11 protein-coding genes are annotated in these 20,661 nt (G+C 73.2%); all 11 read left to right on the plus strand.

The window, feature by feature from the left end:
• Positions 1-34: 34 nt before the first annotated feature.
• Positions 35-955 (plus strand): nucleotidyl cyclase domain-containing protein, encoded by a 921-nt coding sequence (locus tag MDN94_RS18300; protein WP_482726812.1) that lies wholly within the window; start codon positions 35-37, stop codon positions 953-955.
• Positions 952-3,270 carry a hypothetical protein gene (locus MDN94_RS18305; protein WP_482726813.1) on the plus strand — a complete coding sequence of 773 codons (2,319 nt, stop codon included), beginning with the start codon at positions 952-954 and terminating at the stop codon, positions 3,268-3,270. Before MDN94_RS18300 ends, MDN94_RS18305 begins: the two co-directional genes overlap by 4 nt.
• The gene (locus MDN94_RS18310; protein ID WP_482726814.1) at positions 3,267-4,478 is read left to right on the plus strand and encodes a hypothetical protein; all 1,212 of its coding nucleotides are present in this window, start codon (positions 3,267-3,269) and stop codon (positions 4,476-4,478) included. Before MDN94_RS18305 ends, MDN94_RS18310 begins: the two co-directional genes overlap by 4 nt.
• The gene (locus MDN94_RS18315; protein WP_482726815.1) at positions 4,475-5,035 is read left to right on the plus strand and encodes a Pycsar system effector family protein; all 561 of its coding nucleotides are present in this window, start codon (positions 4,475-4,477) and stop codon (positions 5,033-5,035) included. The genes MDN94_RS18310 and MDN94_RS18315 overlap by 4 nt, the downstream gene beginning before the upstream one ends.
• Before the next feature lie 6 nt (positions 5,036-5,041).
• Entirely contained in the window at positions 5,042-7,420 is a 2,379-nt protein-coding gene (locus tag MDN94_RS18320; protein ID WP_482726816.1) for a VWA domain-containing protein, read from the plus strand.
• A 52-nt stretch (positions 7,421-7,472) separates the two neighbouring features.
• Positions 7,473-10,931: a tubulin-like doman-containing protein gene (locus tag MDN94_RS18325; protein ID WP_482726817.1), complete on the plus strand. Its 3,459-nt coding sequence runs from the start codon at positions 7,473-7,475 to the stop codon at positions 10,929-10,931.
• Positions 10,925-13,636 (plus strand): hypothetical protein, encoded by a 2,712-nt coding sequence (locus MDN94_RS18330; RefSeq protein ID WP_482726818.1) that lies wholly within the window; start codon positions 10,925-10,927, stop codon positions 13,634-13,636. The genes MDN94_RS18325 and MDN94_RS18330 overlap by 7 nt, the downstream gene beginning before the upstream one ends.
• On the plus strand, positions 13,633-15,765 hold the full coding sequence (locus MDN94_RS18335; protein ID WP_482726819.1) for a hypothetical protein: 2,133 nt from the start codon (positions 13,633-13,635) through the stop codon (positions 15,763-15,765). Before MDN94_RS18330 ends, MDN94_RS18335 begins: the two co-directional genes overlap by 4 nt.
• Positions 15,762-17,987, plus strand: a complete 2,226-nt coding sequence (locus MDN94_RS18340; RefSeq protein ID WP_482726820.1) for a DNA polymerase III subunit gamma/tau domain-containing protein — start codon at positions 15,762-15,764, stop codon at positions 17,985-17,987. Before MDN94_RS18335 ends, MDN94_RS18340 begins: the two co-directional genes overlap by 4 nt.
• Before the next feature lie 100 nt (positions 17,988-18,087).
• Entirely contained in the window at positions 18,088-19,317 is a 1,230-nt protein-coding gene (locus tag MDN94_RS18345; protein WP_482726821.1) for an arginine deiminase, read from the plus strand.
• Between the two features lie 61 nt (positions 19,318-19,378).
• The gene (argF, locus tag MDN94_RS18350) at positions 19,379-20,410 is read left to right on the plus strand and encodes an ornithine carbamoyltransferase (RefSeq protein ID WP_482726822.1); all 1,032 of its coding nucleotides are present in this window, start codon (positions 19,379-19,381) and stop codon (positions 20,408-20,410) included.
• Positions 20,411-20,661 lie beyond the last annotated feature (251 nt).

Consider the following 20,661-nt stretch of genomic DNA (forward strand, 5'->3'; position numbering starts at 1 on the left):
TTGTTCCCGAGACGACAGCACCCAGGGGGTCCGAGTGAGCAGTGCAGCAGCCGTGAACAGACTGGTGGTCTTCGGGGACGCCTGCGGCTCGGGGCGCATGGGCCTCGACGCGAAGAGGCGTATGCGGGCCGCCATGTACGGGGCGTTCGCCGAGGCCTACGCCTCCGTGGGAGTGGAGGTGGACCGTGTCCACCAGGAGGACCGCGGCGACGGGATCCTCGCCGCGCTCGACCCCGGCGTACCGCCGACGCTGATGGTCGGCACCTGGCTCGACACGCTGTTCCAGAGCCTGCGCGAACACAACGCGGGCAGCGCCGACCGCCTCCGGCTGAGGATCGGGATGAACGCCGGCCCGGTGCTCGACGACGGCAGGGGACTGGTGGGCCGTGCCGTGGACGTGGCGGCACGGCTCTGCGACAGCCCGGTCGCCAGGCGGACGATGGAGCTCGCCCCCGGCAGCGATCTGCTGCTGGTCGTCTCCGACTGGCTCTACGCCAACGTGGTGGCCGAGGGGGGCCGTTACGTCGAACCGGAGGCGTACCGCAGCGCGCGGGTCCGTCTCAAGGAGACGGACGAGACCGCCTGGTTCCACATCCCCCGGTTACCCGAGCCCCCGCTGCCCGAGGACCGGCCCGCAGCGGGGCCGGGCGCCGAGCACCGCAGTACGGGCGGCGCGGGCGGACCGGGGACCGGGACCGGCGGTGGGCCGGTACAGGGGGACGGCCCACCGCCTCCGGACCCGCCGGGGTCACGCACGACAGGCACGAAAGGCACGACCGGCGCGGCCGGCACGACGGACCGGGCAAGGGCGGCAGGTACCGCGGGCACGACCGTCACCCACATCAACGCCCAGGGGGACGTGGCCTCGTTCGAGAACAACGTGTTCCACGGTGAGGTGACCGGCATCCGCAAGAACCGCGGCCCGGCCGCCCCCGACGGGGACGGTGCCGCATGAGCAACGACCAGCCGGAAGCCCCACCGCCCGACGCCCCGGCAGACGAGCACAAGCCGGCCCCCGCACCCGACCGGAAACCCGCGGAACCGGACGCGGAGGCCGCCGCGCAGGACGCCGCGGAACCGGCTCCGGAACCGCCCAACCCCTTCGCCACGGCGGGCCGCAGTCCGATGGGATCCGCCGGCGGCACCGGCGGATCGGGCACCGCCCACGCGGCACGCCGGACCTTCGCACCGCGGCAGGCGGAGCGGGTCGTCACCTTCGGCGACGACGGCCAGTACTTCCACGGCAACTACTTCATCAACCAGTTCGGCGCCGGCGCCGGCCCGGCCATGCTCGACGGCCCCGTCCCCGCGGAGGAGCTGCGCCGACTCGCCGGGGTCTACTGCGAGACCCCCGGATACGGCCGCATGCGGACCAGGCTGCGGGAGTGCGGGCTGCTGGTCCTGTGCGGAGAACGGGGGAGCGGCCGCACCGCCACGGCTCTCGCCCTGCTGTCCGAACTCACCGACAACCAGGTCACCCGGCTGGACCCCAGCGAGGCCGTGCACCGGATCTCCGGCGACATGCTCAAGGAGGAGTACGGGCACCTCCTGGAGCTCCCGTCCGACGAACTGCACCGGGAGGCCGGCCGGAGCACCCGCGGCGACGGCCGGGACGAGGGCCGCCACCCGGGCCGGCTCACGGAACTGCACCTGGACCGTTTCAGCAGGCAGTTGCTGACCGCCAAGGCGTTCGGCGTCGTCCTCGTGGAGAGCGGGGACCTGGCCGACCGGCTGCTGCGCGGCCGTTACGGGATCCAGCTGCGCCCGCCGGGGACCGAGGACGTCCTCCACCGCCATCTGCGCATCCAGCTGCTCGGTGAACCACCGGAGGCCCTCGACGCCTGCCGCGCACTGGCCCGCCGCGAGGACCTGAAGGGCGCGCTCGGACTCGACGAACTGCGCCCCAAGGAGGCCGCCGGTCTCGCGGAGCTGCTCGCCCGCCACTGGCGCGGCGAACTGGGCGACGACGAACTCCTCGACCGCTGCACCACCTTCGTACGGGCACAGGCCCGCGCGTGGTTCGCAGGGGCCGACCGTCCCGGCACCCTCCCCGAGGCGGGTCCCGCGCTGGGCGCCGCGGCCTTCCGTATCGCCGTCGCCGTGTTCAACGGCTCGCCCTACGGCCTCGCTGCGGAAGCGGCCGAGCAGCTCGCCTGGGAGATGTCCGTCACCCTGGACCCCGAACAACCCGTCGGACGGCGGCTGTTCGGCACCCATGCCGACGACCGCCCCGCCCTGGCCCGGGCGGTCGTGGAGGATGCGGAGTTCGACCTCGGTGACGCGCAGATCCCCGTGCGCGCCATCCGCTTCCAGGGCGAGGCCCTCGCGACCGCCGTCCTGCGCGAGGTGTGGAACGGCTACCACAACGCGCGCGGCCCGGTGGTGCGCTGGCTGCGGACCCTGTGCGACGACCCGCGGCCCCAAGTGTGGGTGCGGGCCTCCGTCGCCGCCGGCGTTCTCTGCTCATGGGACTGGGTCCACGGGGCGGGCGAACTGATCGGCCCGATGGCCGCCGTGGACAGCCCCGTCCAGCAGATGTCGGCCGCGACCGCGCTGGCGGAGGCGTCCAGGGACGCGTCCGTACGGCCCGCGGTCGGCGCGCTGCTGAAGGAGTGGGCCACGTCGGGGGACGAGGCGCTGGCGACGACGGCCCTGCTGGCACACGGGTACGGCATGGCCGCCGGTTCCGTCCGCGCCTCCCTCGACGCGCTGGCGAAGGCCGTGCGGGCGGGCGATGTGACGACGCTGTCCAACGCGGCGTTCAGCGTCACCCGGCTGCTGGCCGGCGCGGAGCCGGCCACGGTCGTCGCCCGCCTGGGCGCCTGGCTGCGCGGCGGACAGCGGGAGCTCGCCGACCTGGTGCTGCTGAGCGTGCTGGGCACGCTGACCACGCGCACCACGTATCTGTGGGGTCTCGACGAGACAGAGGCACTGGAGGAGCACGCCCGCCGGCCGCTCCTCGTGGCCCTGCTCGCCACCCACGAACCCCTGGTCGGCAAGCTCGCCGACCTGGTGGGCCTCACCCTCGGAACCCCCCGCTCCGGCGAGGTGGCGCTCGAGGCCCTCGGGCGGGTCCTGCGCCAGTGCGCGGACGACCCCGCCCAACTGGAGGTGGTCCGCGGCTTCCTCCCGCTGATCACCGTGGAACGCAGGGACCGCGACCGGGTGCGGCACCTGCTGGCCCGGCTGGTCCGGGACGACGACGACCCCTTGGACAAGGACACCGCCCGCCAGCTCTGGGACGCGGCGGCGGAAGGAGCTGAACGATGACCCCGTCAGGCGCCGGAGAACCGCCCGCGCAGCAGCCGTTCCGGCCCGACGAGCGGGCAGGCGCCGACGAGCAGGCCGGTGCCGCCGAGCCGCGCAAGGGGCCGCTGCTGCGGGAGTGCGTCCTCCCGTACACGCCGCGCAGCGGCCAGGTGGCGGCCGTGTACCTGTACCCCAACGGGGGCCACAGCGTGCTGTGGCCGAGCCGCAGGGAGGACCACGACAAGCCCTGGTTCGGCGGACCCCGCGCCGTCTTCGAGGTGATCCTCGGGCGCCATGTCACCGCTTTCGACCTCGCCCTGCCGGCGGCCGGCGACGCCCAGTCGTTCAAGACGCGCGCCGAGGTGCAGTGGGAGGTGGACGACCCGCGGCTCGTGGTCGAGAAGGCCGTCTGGGACGTACGCGAGATGCTGCACGGCGATCTGCTGTACGGGCTGCGCCAGGTGTCCCGGCGGTTCCGGCTGACGGAGGCGCAGCGCGCGGAGGAGGCCGTCCAGGCCGAACTGCGGGCCGGCCGGATGGATCTGGGCGCCGATCTCGGTCTGCGTACCCGGGTGCATGTCTTCATCGACCTCAGCGACCAGGTCAGGGACCGGGTCGCCGAGCGTGACGACGTCGCCTTCGAGATGGAGAAGGACCGGGCGCAGGCCGAGGCGGACCGGCGGAAGGACCGGTACGAGCGCGAACGCGTCGCGGAGCGCGCCGCCCAGCTGGAGGAGGTCCTGCGGCGCGGCGAGGAGGCCGAGATCACCCATCTGATGGCGAGCAACCCCGACAAGGTGTGGGAGATCCGCCAGGCGATCCGACAGGAGAAACGGGAGGGCCAGGCCGATTATCTGCACCTGTTCAACCGGCTGCTCGACGCGGGAATGCTGGAACGGCACGACGTGGGCGAGCAGATGTACGAGGTGCTCCGGTATTTGCGGGACAACAGCAGCAGGGTGACCGGCAGGGTCACCGACCGGGTACTCACGTCCCCCGAGGGGGGCCGGCCCGCGCTCACCCCACCAAGGGATGAGACACCGGAGCCGAGGCGGCCGTTCTGGGACGAGGAGCCGGAGGACGCCGCCGGCCCGGCCCCCGACGAAGGGCACGTGTACGAGCCCACCCGGGTGCAGTCGTCCGCGGAGCGGGACCGCGACTCGCGGCCGGCTGCCGGATCGGGCGGAGCCCGCCCGAGCGCGGACTTCGACGACTGGGGGGACGAGTGAACGGCGGCGGACCGCCGGGCCCGGGCACCGGTGCGCCTCCGGGGCCCGGCCCCGGGGGCGCGGGCCCCGGCAGCGGGTCAGGCGCCGACCCCGGCGGCGACGTACGGTTCGTCGCCGAGCGGCTGCTCAACTCCGTACGCGAGGACATCGGCCGGGCCGACGCCAAGGCTGCGATCCTGCTCTCCGGTGCGGTCGCCGCACTGGCCGTCGCCTTCTCGCGCAACGAACTCCCGCTGCCGGCGTCCCGGGCGGCGGCAGCCGTCGTGACCGCCGGGCTGCTGCTCTACGCGGTGGGCGTGCTGATGCTCGTCGGCGTGATACTGCCGCGCACGCGGACCGGCGCGGACACCACCTTCCTTCGCGATCTCGCGGTCGGCACGCCGACCGATGAACTGCTCGTCCGGCTCTCGGAGTCGGGCGAGGACGTCGTGCGCTGGCTGGTCAGCCAGGCACGGGTGCACGGGGCGGTCCTGGCCGCCAAATACCGGTGGCTGCGCACGGGGGTCTGCACGCTGACCCTCGGCGCGCTGCTGGTCCTCTTCGGCGAGCTGTGGTGAGAGACGATGAGAATGTTCCGCAAGACGGGTGTGCCGGTGCTGGTCTGCGCGCTCCTGATACTTCCGGCCGCCGGGCCGGGACTGGCCGCCGGCCCCCTGGGCAGGGAGGCCGCGCCGGCGTCCGACGGGCCCGACCCGATCGACTTCGCGGTCGTCGTGGACCAGTCGGAGAGCCTGTCCGACGAGGACCTGGCACGTGAGGTGGAAGCCGCCTCGCTGATCACCCAGGGCGAGATCTCCGCACGTTCGCGCGCCGCCGTGATCGGCTTCGGCAGCTCGGAGAAACCGGGCCAGTCACCGGTCAGCGAAGTGTGCGCCCTGACCACGGCCGACACCGCGGGACGGCAGCGGCTGAGCGACTGCGTGCAGCAGCTGGCCCACCGCGACGACAAGAAGACCGGACCGGGCACCGACTTCCCCGCGGCCGTACGGCAGGCCGTTGACCGGCTGGCGGAGAAGGGCGACAAGGAGATCCCCAAGGTCGTCTTCCTGCTCACCGACGGCCGCCTCGACGTCTCCGACAGCCCCGAATACGGCACCGACGAGGCGAGCCGCCAGGCCAACGGCGCGAAGCGCCTGACGGAGGAACTGGACAGGGCGCGGCGGGAGTCCGTGCAGATCTGGCCGCTCGGCTTCGGCGACAGCATCGACCGGGCCGCGCTGACCAGGATGGCCGAGGGCGGATTCCGCAACGGCTGCGCCGACCTGCCCGGCGCCGCCCCGAAGATGCGTGTGGTCGACAGCTCGGCGCAGATCGACAAGGCCCTCCAGGAGACCTTCGCCGCCGCCCGCTGCGCCCGCGTCGCGCACGGCACGGTCGGTAGACCGCCCGCCGACCTGTCCGTCACCATCCCGCCCATCGCCACCGACGGCTCCCTGACGGTCAGCAAGCACGACCCCAAGGTCACCGTCACCTACTACGACCCCGAGGGCCGGCGGGTGCCGACCCAGGGCGAGTTCGACGGTTCCGCCTTCGAGACCAGCGGACAGGACGGGCCGGTCGAGGCGCTGCGGGTGAAGAACCCGCTGCCGGGCAAGTGGCGGATCCATATCGAGGCGCCGGAGGGCCACCGCGACCGCGAGGTCGCCGTACGCGCCATCTGGCAGGGCAGGCTCCGTTCCGCGGTCACGCTCAGCCCGGCCTCGCCCCGGCCGGGGGAGGAGGCCGTCGTCGAGGTCCGTATGCAGACCCGGCGCGGTGTGGTGATCACCGACCCCGAGCAGCTCAAGGGCATTCGGGTCTCCGCCCGGATGACCGGCGCGGGCTTCGATCCGGTCGTCGTACCGCTCGCGGACGGGGGCAAGAAGCCCGACGAGCGGGCCGAGGACGCCCGCTATGCCGGACGGTTCACCGTTCCCGCCACAGCCTCCGGGGAACTGCGGCTCACCACCGAGATGACCGCACCCGGCATCACCAGCGACCGCCGGCCCCTGCACGCCCGCATTTCGCAGGGCACCCCGGTACTCACCGCCGGGCTGAGCGTCGACCGCGGCGACGTCCACCCCGGGCAGACGGTCAGCGGCACGCTCGACGTCACCAACAACGACTCGGGGCCGCACACCCTGCGGCTCTCCCTCGCCGACCAGCCTCCCGGATCGGCGCTGCGTATCGGCCCGGCGACGGTGAACGCCGCACCCGGCGGCAGTTCCACCCCGTTCACCGTCACCCTCGGCCCGGACGTCCCCCTGGGTGAGCTGTCCGGACGGATCACGGTGACCGACCTCGGCGACGGAGGCCGGGTCGTGGACAACGTCTTCCTCGGGGTGCGCGTCACCGCCGAACCCACCCTGTGGGACAGGTGGTGGTGGGCCTTCAGCGGCGCGGCGCTCCTGCTGTGCGCGCTGGCCGCCGTCATCGCCGTGCGCCGGCGGGCAGGGGTGAGAAGGCGGGACCTCTCGGGTGTACGGCTCGAACTGCGGACAGAGGGGCAGCGCCCCGACACGCTGACCATCAGGGCCGGCCAGAGCCCCGGCGGGGAGTTCCTCTTCTCCGTCGGCCGCTCCGGCGGCGGGGCTCCGGCGCTGCGGCGCGGCGGAGGAGCCCAGGCGTACCGTCTGCGGCGCACGACGGCCGGGCAACTGCTGCTCAAGCCGCCCGGCGGACCGGAACGGGCCATCGGGCAGGGCCAGCCGGCCGGTCTGGCCGACGGGTTCGAACTCGTCGTCGGTGACGCCCGTACCGCCTCCGGAACGGGCCGGACCGGCCGTAACGGACAGGGCCGGGGCCGGAGCGGCGGCCCCTTCGGCGGCCGGCGGGTGCCGGGACCTCGTGGCGCGAGGCCCCAGGGCTCCTCCGATCGCACCGCCCGCGGCGGACGGACCCGGGGCGACGCCTCCGCCGCCCCGCCACGACGCGGAACCACCCCTTCCGACCCCAACTTCTGACCCACCTCTCGGCCACGAGCGCCCGTCCACGGCGGCGCAAGGGGAGACAGACATGAAGATCTACCAGCCCATGCTCTACGTCGGTCTGGGCGGCACGGGCGCCAGGATCGGCGCGGACCTGGAGCGCGGACTGCGCCGGGAGCTGTGCGGGCCCGACGGCAACAAACTGGTCACCGACGGCCGCCGGCTGCCGTTCCAGCTGCCGGACTGCCTGCAGTTCGTCTATGCGGACTTCAGCGAGTCCGAACTGGACCGGCTCCAGCCGGCCGGCCTCAAGGCCGGTGAGACCGCCGCCCACGCCCGCACCTCACGGATCATCCACGACCTGCTGCCCAGCGACTACGACAGCTCCCCCGAGGTGGCGCGGATGCTGCGGGTCGCGCTGCACGAGGAGACCCACCACTGGCTGCCGCCCCAGGAGCGGCAGCCGCGGGTCGCGCCCCTGCACACCGGGGCCGGGCAGCTGCCGACCGTGGGCAGGTCGGCGCTGTTCGCGACGCTGCGCAGCGGACTCGAGCCGGTGCTGCGCCAGTTGCGTGAGGCGATCGGCGCGATCAGCAACTCGCAGGGAGACCTGCGGGAGATGGGCGGCGGACAGATTCGCGGCTGCGACGTATTCGTGGCCTTCTCCGTGGCCGGCGGCACCGGAGCCGGCATCTTCTACGACTTCATCCATCTGATCGGCCACGAGTTCCGCAGGTCCAAGGTCAAGGGCGTCAAGATCTATCCGCTGGTCGTCATGCCCTCCGCCTTCCCGCCGGAGGCCGGCGGCGGCCGTGAGGCCGAACTGAACTCGTCCCGCGCCCTGGTGGACCTCTCCCGCCTCGTCGACGACCAGAACGTGCCCAGTGCCCGGTCCGACTTCGGCGACGTGGAGGAGCAGGGCTCGCTCGGCGTCCGCTACCCGGGCGAGGGGCTCGTCACGCTGCGCCCCTCGACGGTGCAGACCGCGTTCCTGTTCAGCCGCACCGCCGGCATCGAACCGGAGGACCTCCGCCGCTCGATCACCGCGATGGTGATGTCCCTCATCGGCACGGAACTCGGCGACGACAACAGCCAGGGCCGCACCGAGGGCGACTACCAGTCCTTCGCGGCGAGCTTCGTCAACAAGAGCGTGGAGCGCTCCAAGCCGTCCAGGTCGGGCATCGGCCACCGGTCCATGTCGACCAGCCTGGCCGCCTCACTGACCGTGCCGGTCGACGACCTCGCCGAGATAGTGGCGGGACGGCTGCTGGCGCAGGCCGTGCGGGCGATGGACGAGGAGGCGCGCAAGCCGGCCGACGACGGCACCGAGCGGGTCCGCGACCTGTTCGACCGCTCCGCCATCGGCCGACTGTGGACCAGGGAGGCGCCGGTGGTGGTGCCGCCCGACCCGCTGCCCAAGGGCACCAGGGCCATCATGCAGGCCCTGCGGAACCGGCTCGGCGACATGGACGACGCGCTCGGCAGGCTCCAGCGCGAACTGGACGCCGAAATCCCGCGGCTGGTCGAGGAGTTCCGGCCGGGCTCGGGCTGCCGCGAACTGCTCGGCGTGATCGACCCGTTCAGACTGGAGAGACTGCTCGCCGGGCTGCCCGGCCATCCGCAGCGGGTCGCGGAGGCCGGGTTCGTCGGCATGCTGGACAACCGCAGGAACGACCCGGAACGCGGCGAGGGCGTGGACGTCCACCCGCCGCAGATCCCGCTGATCAAGCGGGCGGTCGGCGGCCTCGTACCGGCCCGCTGGGGCGACCCCGACGTGCAGAACGCCCTCGACGAGCAGGACGCCTGGTACCAGTGGCGGGCCCGGCAGAAGTGGCACCGCGGCTGGAAGGACCAGGAGTCGCGCTGGCGGCCCCCGCTGCTGCGCACCACCAAGGAGATCGGCGAGCTGGTCAAGGCGCTGCGCGGTCACGAGGAGGACGAGCGCAAGTTCTTCGCGGAGCGCCGCAAGGAGCTCTACCGCAAGGACCGCAAGGGCGTGCTGTACCTGCTGCCCCCGCAGAACACCCTCGCCGCCTTCTACGACGACGTGATCCGCCGGCTCTACCAGCACGAGGACCTGCCGGAGAACCCGGGCGCCGCCCGCCTGGTGGCCAAGCTGATCCGGCCGGACGACTGGATGCGGGCCCTGGAGTCGGTGCGCCGTTCGCCGCAAGCCGGTGTCAAGGAGATCAAGCAGGTCATCGAGCGGCGGGTCAAGGGACTGTTCGTGGAGTCGAGCGTGCTCGGCGACCGTCCGCTGCTGCCGTCGCTGGGAGTGCTGCTGCAGGCCGCGGCCGGTGACGAGGACGCCGCCGCGAAGGTGGACACCCGATGGCTGGAGCAGTTCCGCTCCCAGCTCGTCGGGCTGCTGCCGGTCGGCTTCGAGCCGGACGGCAGCGGCCCGCTCAAGGTGCTCATCGTGCACCCGCAGAGCGAGGCCGGCTCGGGCGCCGCGGCGTTCCTCAAGCGTGAACTGCGCCTGCCGTACGGAACGGTGCCCGAATTCCGGGCCGTGGACACGGAGTCGATCACGGTCGTGCTGTTCCGCAGCGGCATGAGCCTCACCGACGTCTCGGAGGTGCGGCACGTGCTGCGGCTGTGGGCGGAGGCCCGGGACGCCGCCGGTGTGGACGACTTCCTGCACTGGCGCCAGCGCCTCGGCTATCGCGACGACTGGCTGGCCAGCACCGAGGAGGACCGGCGCCGGATCCTGCACCGCATCCTGTGCGCGGTCTGGAACGGCCTCGTCGAGGTGAAGGGATCGCCCGACTCGCCCGAGCAGATCCGCATCCGCCTCCAGGAGGGCGGCGCGGCCACCATGACGCTGCGCCTCGAGGCCTTCGACAACAGCGTCTCCAGTTGGGCGGGACTGCTGCGGGCCTACGAGCAGTGGGCGCTGCTCGACGAGGGCCGGATCGTCGAGGAGGTGTGCGAGCGGCTGATGAGCGCCCAGCCGGTCGGTCTCGCCACCACTCCGGAAGCCCCCTCGCCGCTGTTCCGCCGGCTGGTGCACGAGGTGGCACCCCGCCAGCTCGCCCTGATCAAGGAGCTGAGCGGGCAGTTCGGAGCCGAGGACGAGGAATGGCTCGTCCCGCTGCGCGACTTCTGGGAGCAGACCTTCCCCGGTGCGCTCGACATGCGCTTCCCCGGCGCCACCCGCCCCACCCGGCCCAACCTGCGCGCGCTCGACCAGCGCGTGGCGCAGAGTGAGGCCGCACGCCGCCAGGAGGACGCGCCGGTCCCGGGTCCGCGCAACGAGCCGCGGCCCGATCCGCGCGACGAGCCGCGGCCCGACCCGCGCACGGACCCCCGCCGAGAACGGACGTACGCGGACGGACAGGCCGACAACCACGGACGGGGCGACGTGGGCCACGGCCGAAGGGACCCGGGCCAGGACCGTGACGCGTACCCCCACGACCACGAACCGGCCGCAGGCCCCCGTCGTGACGAGGACCCCGCCCGCACACAGGCGCCGGGCCCCAGCGACCCCTGGGACGAAGGCAACTGGGGCCGGCAGGGCCACGACCAGGACGGCGACCGATGGTGACCATGGAACAGAACCGCCCGGCCCGTGCCGTCGTCGTGGACCTGCGGCACGGGGCGCCGGTGACCGCGGCACTGAAGGAGACGGAACACGACCGCACGCGGCGGTTCCTCGTCATCGATGGCGCGGCGGACCTCGTGGACCACCAGCTCCGCTACGAACAGCTCTACTCCTACGGACCGGCACGGCTGCTCTGCCTCGCGACCGGCGCCCCCGGGCAGCGGCAGCTCCACCGGCCGCTGCCGCTCGGCCCGCCGGAGGCCGGCGTGTTGTGGCTGCCCGACACGCTCGTGGGCGCCGCGCCGGGGACCGACAAGTTCGACGCGTCACTGCGGCCGCTGCTGGAACTCCTGGTGGAACCGGCCGTGTTCGACTGCGTCCTCGGGCAACTGGCGGACGTGCCGCACGGCGTCGCCGTGCCCGCCGTACACGTACTGGAGCACGACCTGACGGAGGAGGCGCGGTCACGGGCCTGGCGGCAGGCGCTGGAGCACCTCACCGGCCAGGACCTGCCCTTATCCGTCACCCCGCCGGAGGGGGGCACCGCGCCCGGCGGGACCCGGCAGGACGGCCTCAGCCCCGAACTGTCGCTCCTCCTCGGCCGGTCGGTACCGCGCAGCCTCGCCGACCGGCCGTGGCTGACCCCCGGCGGCAGGATCGACACGCGGCACGAGGAGTGCGTGGACGCCCTGCACGACACCAGAGAGACCTACGAGGCGATCCGGGGCGCGGCAGGTCTGTTTTCAGTGGCCGGCAAGGAGGCCGACCTCCCCACCCGGTTCGAGGGCCTCGCCGACGCGCTGGCCGCGTACCGCACAGAGGTCGCGGGTGCGCTCGGTGACGGCGGCGGCGACCGTGTCCGCCCGGAGCAGCGTAGCCGCCTGCTCGATCGCGGCATCGAACTGACGGAGGTGCCCGAGGTGACCCGCGCGAGCGTGGGACCGGCGCTGCGCGACCACACGGAGCACCTCCTCCGGCAGCGGCTGCCCCTGCGGTCCGTCGCGGCGACGCTCAACGCGCTCTCCGGCCGGTCGGCGCCGGCGGGCAGCACGGCGAGACTGCGCCGGCTCGACGAGACCTGTCCGCCGGAGCGCGTCGCGGAACTCCCTTTGCCGCCACCGTTCCTGATCCGCCGCCCATGGGCGGCCGACGCGGGCCTGGCCATGCTGATCTGCTGCGTCGCCGGGCTGTGGCCGTCAATCGGGTGGTTCAGCGGACCGCTCTGCGCGGCGGCCGGCGCGGGTCTCGCCGTACTGATGCTGCGGCGCCGTCCCGGTCGTTCCCGCGACGGGCGTCTGGACGGGGGCGGCGACGCCCGAGCCCTCACCCGCCTCGCGGCGGGCGCCGTCGGCGGGGTGGCCGGGGCGTTCGCCGGCACGGCGCTGTCCCTGCCGGTCTGGGCGGGCGCGATCGCCCTGGCCCTCGCGCTGACCGCGCTGGTGCTGCTTGCGATACGCGACTGGACGACGGCGGTCGACGACTGGTGGGGGCAGACGGACTGGGCCTTCGCCGCGGGAGCCGTGGAAGGGGTCGACGAACTGCTGGCGGACACCGTCGTGCACGACTGGTTGCTCGCCGACGCCCGCTACCACTGCTCCGACGCGGCACGCACCGTCGCCGTGCTGGTGGGGTCACTCGCCGAGACCGTGGAGGAAAGGCTGGGCGCCGGTCCGTCGGTGGACCGGGCGCTGTTGGTGGACGAACCGGCCGGTCCGTCCGCCGGGCCGACGGGCGGCTTCGACTGGGACAGCTGGGGCGATGCCGACGACTGGGCGGAATCGTCCGTGCCGGACGCGGCCTCGCACACGGCCTTCCCGGACGACAGCACTGTCCACGGCCCTTACGGAACGGGCCACTTCGGCGCGGATACGGGGCCGGGCCCCGGCGCGGACCTCCGCTCAGGTTTCGGCGACGCCGCGCCCGGGGCCGGTTCCGGCTTCCGCCCGGGCTTCGACGACGGCCATGCGGCGGACCCTGCCGCGGAGCCCGAACCGGACCCGGCCGCCGGCGGCCGCCCCGTGACGCAGACCGCCGGGACGCGACCGCACGCCGCCGAGCAGCGGCCGTCCGCGATCGAGGAGCAGCCGCTCGCCCTGCGCAGCCTGTGGCCGTCCCGCTCCGACGGCGACGGCCCGCCCTGGCTCGAACGGGAGACCGGAGACGGCGGCCCGGAACTGGTCGACACCCTGGTCGGCGACCTGACCCACGGCGCCGCGCTGATCCTTGCCTCCCGCTGGGCAGCCGTGGAGCGTGAACCGGCGACCGCGGCCGGCGTGCCGCTGCGCCCACTGATGAACGAACTGCTCGACGAGGAGCACCGGAGGCTGATCAGGGACGCAGTCGCCGCACCGCCCCCGTACGCCCCTGATCCCGGGAACCGGCCCGGCATCGCCGGTCTGCTAGGGGTCTCCTCCGACCGGGTGCGCCGTCTCCTGGCCGACGGTGGCACGGAGCATGTCGTCCCGCTGTGCGGGGCCGAGCACCGGCGGCTGCTCTCCAAGGACCCGCACGCGGCGAGGCGGTTCCGCTTCGCGCCGGAGGCCCTGCGGCGAGGCGCTGAGCCGGAGACCGGCCAGGACGCGTGGCCGGCCGCCGCGGAGGACGTCGTGTGGACGGCGGGCGGCAGGCACGCCGGGGTGCTCACGCTGATGCCGATGCGCCCGGACACGGTCAGGTCGGTCAGGGGAGAGGAGGGCGGAACGCGATGACCGTGCCGCACAACACGGGGGCGCAGGCGGAGGACGTGGAGGAGCTCGAGTTCTACACCCACCGCCAGGACCCCGTCCGTTTCTCGGCCCGCTTCTCCGACGACGTCCGTATGCCGGAGCGGGCGCCGCTGGTGGCCCGGCAAGTGACCCTCAGCAAGGGCTGGCGGGTGATCCAGTACCGGCTGCCGCGCTCCGCGCACGGCAGCGCCGACGCCTACGGCGCGCTCGAGCGGGAGGTCAGCGCGGCGGTCGCGGTGGAGCGGCAGCACGGGGGTGAGCCCTACAGCGAGTTGTTCACGCGCCTCGTCGGGTTCCATCTCGACGCCCCGGAACCCTTCGTCCTCTACAAGGCGCACGCCGGGCGGCCCGTCGCCGCCCGGCAGGGCGCGCTGACCGTGGCGGAGCAGCACAAGGTGCTCAGCCAGCTGGCGCTCGCGGTGCGCCTGCTGGAGAGCGTCCAGCTGGTGCACCGGGACATCAACCCCCACACGGTCCGCTGGGACGGCACCCATGTGCGGCTGGGCGAGCTGTACCGCACCCAGCGGGTCGGCGAGCCCCGCGAGGCGTTCGGTGCGGCGCCGTGGGCGGCTCCGGAGCAGCGGGACGGCGCGGGCACCGCCGATCCGCGCGACGACCTGTGGTCGGTGGCCCGGCTCATGTACTTCCTCCTGTCCGGCCGCCCCGGGGACGCGACCGCGCCTCCCGAGGACCTGGCCGAGTTCGGCAGGCTCGCCGCGCTCGGCGAGAGCGGTTCGTTCGCTCCCCTGGCGGAGATGCGGGCGGCGCCGGCCGAGCTGATGCGCCTGCTGAACGTCGGCGATCCGCCGGCGGTCGTCTCCTTTGCCCCGGACCCGCTCGGCCGCGCCCGCGCGGAGTTCGACGCCAGGCTCGCGGAGAAGCGGGACCGGCTCGGTCTCGCAGCCCCGCCGGACCAGGAGCAGGTGTACGTGGAACTGGTCGACCCCCCGCCCCGCCGCTCGCTGCGGCGGCTGCTGGGCGGCGGCCGTTCGCCCGCTCCCAGGCCGGCCGCCGAACCCCGGCACGACGGCCCTGTGGACGTGCCCCTGCCGACCCGGCCCCCGCTGTGCCCGCACTGTCTGCTGCCGGTGCACTACGACGAGACGCAACTGTTCACGCTCGACAGCAAGAAGGAGCCCAGGAAACTCGATCTCAGCGCGGAGTACCGTCCGATGCACCGTCAGGACGCACTGCGCCAGGCCTTCCAGATGTGCCCGCACGCGGACGAGAACCAGCCGCACCGGCTGCCCGTCCCCTACCTCACCAGCGGTGAGCCGCTCACCGTCGCCATGGTCGGCAGCTCCGCCGCCGGCAAGACCCACCTGCTGGCCGCCATGCTCGGCGAGATCGAGCAGGGCGGTCTCGAGCCGTACGGGCTCAAGTGCCTGCCGCTCAACCCGGAGGAGCACCGCGAGTACCTCGCGGAGACGGTCCACCCGCTGCACCGCGGCGAGGTGCTGCGGCGTACGGGACAGGTGCGCTTCGCCGAGTTCGCGGACGGCCTGCTGGTCACCGGGCACGGGGTGACCCGGCCCGTGGTCTTCTTCGACCTGGCGGGAGAGGACCTGGCGCAGAACAGCGACGTGACCCGGTTCCTCATGGGCGTGGGCGCGTTCATCTTCGTGCTCGACCCGCTGAGGGCCCTGCGGCTGCCTCAGCTCGACCCGGTGCGCGAGCGCACCGGACTCGTCCAGCGCGACCTCGGCGACGAGGCGTTCGCCACCGTGCTCGGCCGGATCCCGCGCACCGGCCCGTACATCACCGCCCCCGCGGCCGTGGCACTGAACAAGAGCGACCTCGTCCGCTTCGACCCCTCGGTGGACCGCTGGCTGGCCCGCGGACTGCCGGCGGTCCTGGACGACAGCACCCTGCGCGCGGAGAGCCGCGACGTCCATGCCTTCGTCCGGCACCACGGCAGCCAGGCATGGCTGAAGCCGTTCGACGACTGCGCCCGCTGCACGCTGCACTTCGTGGCGGCGACCGGCGGCCAGGAGAGGGGTGAGACCTTCCCGCACGGCGTGCGGCCGCGCCGGGTCCTCGCCCCACTGCTGTCCGTGTTCGCAATGTGCGGGCTCCTGCCCGGAGCCGAGTTGAGGGAGACAGGGGTATGACGTCACGTCACACCGGGACCGTGGACCAGATCGTCTTCCGCTGGGACGCCGCCAACCCGATGGGCAACACGGGCTTCGGCCCGGTCGCCTGGTCCGGCGAACGCGGCGACGTCGTAAGGCTGTTCCGGCCCGTCACCCACCTGCTGAGGTCGGCGGGCCCCGGCACGGCCCCGGCGCTGGTGCGTCTGGTGAGCGAGGACTCGGCGACGGCGCTGCTGGTGCACCGTACGTCCGGGCGGGGTCTCGGTGGCCGCCAGGACACCTTGTGCCACGCCCTGTACGGGGCCGAGCGGAGCCTCGGCCCCGAGACCTGCCTCGGGTTGCACACCTGGGACTGGGAGGGCAGCGGCATCGCGCTCGGCGAGGTCCGCGGCGCGCTGGACCCGGTGCCGCTCGGCGCCCTCGAACGGTCGGCCCTCGAGGGCGGGAGGCGGCTGTCCGGCGGGCTCCGCCGGACGGAGGCCGAACTGACGGCGGTCGCGGCAGAGGTGCTGCGCGACCCTGCCGCGCTGCACACCGTGCTGGACCGCGCGGGCGACGACGGGCCGTGCCTGCTGCTGTGGGCCCTGTACGGGATCTTCGGCAGGGTCCTGCCGCAGCCGTGGACGTTCGCGACGCACGACACGGCGGAGAGCCGCCGGATCAGGTTCATGTTCGTGAGCCGCTGGTCCAGTTCGCCCGACCAGGACGGTCCGAGGGTGCGCACGGACCCGCTCCAGGCGCCGGAAGGCCGGCCGCAGGAGGTGGCGGAGCGCCTGGTACGCGCCTATCTGTACGCGGTCGAACGCGGCGACACGCACGAGTTCGAGCTCGCCGACGCGTTGTCGAGGGCGCTTCCCCGTGGCGCGGCGGTGAGGGACGGCCGTGCGCTGCTGGAGGCCTCGGAGGACGCTCTGGCCGCGCTCGAGCGCCGGGCCGGGCGCGACCGGTCCGGGCCGCGTACGTACCGTCCGGAGCCGTCCGCGGCCGAGACTTACTACGCGTCCGAGCCGTCCACGCCGGCGTCGTACCGCTCGGAGCCTCCGGCGTCCAGGTCCGCGGAGTACCGCTCGGAGCCTCTCGCGTCCAGGTCCGCGGAGTACGGTGCGGAGCCGTCCAGGTCCGCGGGGTACCGCGCGGAGCCGTCCCCTTCCGTCGCGGCGGCAACGCCGTTCGCCGCGTCGCCCGTTCAGGACACGCGAGCGCCGGCGGCTCCCGGGCCGCCCGGGCGGCTTCCGGTCGTGCGCCCCACCTGGCCGGAACCGGACGGGGAGCGGCGCCGGTGGCCGGTCCTCGGCCGCCGCTCCGCCCCCAGGGAGACCGGCTCACTGCCCGCGCGGCTGGCCGCCTGCCGCGACGAGCGTGAACTCGCCGACACGATCGTGGAGTCGGGTAACGGCGACCTGCTGACGGTGCTCGAGGGCGACCCCACGTACGACGTGCTGACGCTGGTAGTGCGCCGGATCGCGGAGGGCTGGCCCGACTGGACCGCCGGTGAGCGCAGGCGCATGTGCCACGCGGTCCTCGGCCGACGGCTGTATCTCTCTCCCGGTGCCTCGGCGGCCCGGAGCGGCCCGGACGAGCCGGTCCGTGCCGCGAACGCGGCGTCGCTGTACCGATGGGCCGTGCGGCCGTTCGCCGCCGAACCGGATGTGGGGACCCGTCTGGAGAGGCTGCTGCCCGAACTGTGCGGCGGGACCGACCCGATCGGGCGCGGGGCGGCCGAGCAGATCCTCACCGGGCGCAGTGACCCCGGGATCACGCTGCCGGTGTGGCAGGCGCTGGTGCGCCGGACGATGGCGTTGCCCGGGCCGCCGCCCGACCGCGTCACGCACGAGCCTCCGGAGCCTCCCGCCCGGCCGCCGGAGCGCCTCGAACAGCGGCCCCCTGCCCAGCAACAGCCGTCCGGCCCCACGGAGTACCGGGAAGGCCCGGAGTGGCCGCAGGGGCCCGTCGGTCGCTCACCCGAGCCGCCCCACCGCCCGGAGCCGCCCCGCCGAACACACGAGCCGCCCCGCCGCGAGCCTGAGCCCGCGGTCCGTGCCACCGCCCAGCCGCAGACCCGCACCCTTTATCCGCCCGGCGAAACGGCGCGGTCCGGGACCGACGGCCTCGGGCCGTCCGGCGGCGGGCACCGCTCGTCCGGTGTGACGGCCGGGAACGGGCGTGGATTCGTCCTCGCCCTCGGCGGTTTCGGCGTGGTGCTGGTGGTCCTCATCGTGGTCCTCGCGGTGACGTCCTGAGAGCCCCCCGCGGCGGAACGCCGGCCGCAGCGCGACGCAAGAACGACCGAAGATCCGCGTACGGCGTGTGTCCCGGGGCCCGCACGGCCAGGATGGGGACATGGGATTCCATGTCGACTCCGAGGCCGGGCGGCTCCGCCGGGTCGTGCTGCACCGGCCCGATCTGGAGCTGAAGCGGCTCACGCCGAGCAACAAGGACGCACTGCTCTTCGACGACGTGCTCTGGGTGCGCCGCGCCCGGCAGGAGCACGACGGGTTCGCGGACGTGCTGCGCGACAGGGGGGTGGAGGTCCATCTCTTCGGTGATCTGCTGCGCGATTCGCTGGAGAGCCCCGAAGCCAGGAAACTGGTGCTGGACCGGGTCTTCGACGAGAAGGAGTACGGCCCGCTCGCCACCGACCACCTGCGGGCCGCCTTCGACGAACTGCCCACCACCGCCCTGGTGGAGGCCCTGGTCGGCGGGATGACCAAACGGGAGTTCCTCGCGGGCCATTCCGAGCCGACGTCGGTGCGTTTCCATGTGATGGATCTGGACGACTTCCTGCTCCATCCGCTGCCGAACCACCTGTTCACCCGTGACACCTCGGCCTGGATCTACGACGGCGTCGCCATCAACGCGATGCGGTGGCCGGCCCGGCAGCGCGAGACGGTGCACTTCGAGGCGATCTACAAGCACCATCCGCTCTTCGTCGGCCCGGAGGCAGGACCGTTCCATCACTGGTCGGAGGGGCAGGACGACTACCCGTCCACCATCGAGGGCGGCGATGTGCTGGTGCTCGGCAACGGCGCGGTGCTGATCGGGATGAGCGAACGCACGACACCGCAGGCCGTGGAGATGCTGGCCCGCGGTCTGTTCGCGGCCGGTTCGGCCCGCACGATCGTGGCCCTCGACATGCCGAAGCGACGGGCCTTCATGCATCTGGACACGGTCATGACCATGGTCGACGGCGACACGTTCACCAAGTACGCGGGCCTCGGCATGCTCCGCTCGTACACCATCGAACCGGCGGAGGGCGGGGGTCTAAAGGTCAGCGACCATCCGCCGGAGCGGATGCACGACGCCATAGCGGCCGCGCTCGGCCTGAAGGACGTCCGGGTGCTGACCGCGACGCAGGACGTGCACGCGGCCGAGCGTGAGCAGTGGGACGACGGCTGCAACGTCCTGGCCGTGGAACCGGGCGTCGTCGTGGCCTACGAGCGCAATGTGACCACCAACACCCATCTGCGCAAGCAGGGCATCGAGGTCATCGAGATCCCCGGCAGTGAGCTGGGCAGGGGGCGTGGCGGTCCGCGCTGCATGAGCTGCCCCGTCGAGCGGGATGCTGTATAGCGATGCAGTGGATCGTATAGAGTTCCACTGTCACCTCGTCCGTCACGCAGGAGCAGCCATCATGGCGATACATCTCGAAGGCCGCCACTTCCTCAAAGAGCTCGATTTCACCGCCGAGGAGTTCCGCGGTCTGATCGACCTGGCCGCCGAGCTCAAGGCGGCCAAGCGCGCGGGCACAGAGGTGCAGTGGCTGCGCGGCCGCAACATCGTGCTGATCTTCGAGAAGTCGTCCACCCGCACCCGCTGCTCCTTCGAGGTGGCGGCCGCCGACCAGGGCGCCTCGACGACCTACCTGGACCCGTCGGGCTCCCATATCGGCAGCAAGGAGTCCGCCAAGGACACCGCCCGGGTGCTCGGCCGGATGTTCGACGCCATCGAGTTGCGCGGCGACAGCCAGCAGGTCGTGGAGGAACTCGCCGCCCATGCGGGGGTGCCCGTCTACAACGGACTCACCGACGACTGGCACCCCACCCAGATGCTCGCCGACGTCCTCACCATGAAGGAGCACAGCGACAAGCCGCTGGAGGAGCTCTCCTTCGCCTACCTCGGCGACGCCCGCTTCAACATGGGCAACTCCTACCTGGTGACCGGCGCTCTGCTGGGCATGGATGTCCGGATCGTCGCGCCGAAGGCCTACTGGCCCGCCGAGGAGGTCGTCGCGCAGGCGCACCTTGCCGCGGCCGTGAGCGGCGCGAGGATCACGCTCACCGAGGACGTCGCGGAGGGCGTGCGGGGCGCCGACTTCGTCGCCACCGACGTCTGGGTGTCGATGGGCGAGCCCAAGGAGGTCTGGGACGAGCGGATCAAGGCGCTGGCTCCCTACGCCGTGACCATGGACGTGCTGCGCGCCACCGGCAATCCGCGGGTGAAGTTCCTTCACTGCCTGCCCGCCTTCCACGACCTGGGCACCAAGGTCGCCCGGGAGATCCACGAGCGGCACGGGCTGACGGAGCTGGAGGTCAGCGACGAGGTCTTCGAATCGGAGCACTCGGTGGTCTTCGACGAGGCGGAGAACCGTATGCACACCATCAAGGCCGTGATGGTGGCCACGCTGGCGGGCGTCACGGCCGGCGGGAGCACGGCATCCGTATAGTCATGCGCCGATTCGGGTGATCAAGCGAACGGCGGGAGAATTGTCCGCGATCAGTGGGGTCCGGGCTCGCACGCCCGGCCCCACTCGCACTTCTCCGTACGATCTGGCCTGCCGCCCGTATCCGATGTGGACCGGCCGGGCGACCTGGTTCCGGTTCGCGGGGTTCCTGCTGGTCGGAGCGGTCGTCTACGCGCTCCACGGCCGTCGGAACTCCGTCTCGCGGCCGGCGCCCAGCAGGCCCGGGACCGGAG

The organism is Streptomyces sp. WAC00040 (assembly GCF_056835925.1).